At 27.5% G+C, this 546-nt stretch carries 1 protein-coding gene; it reads left to right on the plus strand.

Annotation, left to right across the window (positions count from 1 at the left end; all coding sequences use genetic code 11):
• Positions 1-109: 109 nt before the first annotated feature.
• On the plus strand, positions 110-546 hold a 437-nt coding region (locus D1Z92_RS17460), incomplete at its 3' end, for a hypothetical protein (RefSeq protein WP_164931706.1).

The following is a 546-nucleotide window of genomic DNA, read 5'->3' on the forward strand; positions in this document are numbered from 1 at the left end:
TTCATTATTAGAGAGCATAAACACATTTTATTGCTACTTTTTAGTAACGATTACGGAATGGTTTTCAAATTTTCAAACCAATACTTTTTTGAATAATTTTCTCATGGGATTGTATATCATTTTTCTTTTATTTTTTTACATATTACCTATCATCAGTGTTATTGGTAATGTTTTTGCTCGTGTTCCATTACTTATTATAGAAGAACAGAACATAAAAGCACCATTGAGGCATAAACAAACAAAAACAGATAAACTAGTAGCTGGAAAACAAATATATTACATGCCAGAAAATAGTCCTGAACAAATATGGAAGACATTATTATTGTACATTTTTCCTTTCTTACCCCATTTATATTTACTTTCTTTAGATAAGGTAAAAACAATATCTATTTCGCAATATGAGTCAAAAAAAAATTCTCTTTTTATTCATCATCCTGATGCAACATTAAGCTTTGTTCAAACAAAAAAACAAACACATCGTTTACGTCAATTTTTAAATGATCATGCTATTCAAGGAGAGGCCATAAGTGATATAGAAAACAAAAG

This window comes from Longirhabdus pacifica (assembly GCF_004115085.1).
Classification (GTDB): domain Bacteria; phylum Bacillota; class Bacilli; order Paenibacillales; family DSM-105158; genus Longirhabdus; species Longirhabdus pacifica.